This window comes from Erwinia sp. PME.40.26/001, assembly GCF_055556675.1.
On record NZ_JBVHNP010000436.1, the window covers coordinates 1 to 236 of the forward strand.

General features: G+C 51.3%; 1 protein-coding gene. It reads right to left on the bottom strand.

Annotation, left to right across the window (positions count from 1 at the left end):
• Positions 1 to 236 (bottom strand): dynamin family protein (locus ACZ3HG_RS24870; RefSeq protein ID WP_465335217.1); only part of this gene is annotated, 236 nt, incomplete at both ends.

Below are 236 nucleotides of genomic sequence, written 5' to 3' on the forward strand. Positions count from 1 at the left end.
TATGCTCCTGCCAAACCTCGATATCCGACTTGGTCACACCGGCATCGGCAGCCAGCACAAACAAAACCGCATGGGCATTAGGAATCAAATTGAGCGTCAATTCTGGCTCACTACCAATGGCATTCAAGCCAGGTGTGTCCAGAATCACCAGACCCTGCATCAATAAAGGGTGCGGAAAATTAACGACCGCATGACGCCAGCGCGAAATTTCAACTTCGGTATCTTCCGGACCACGC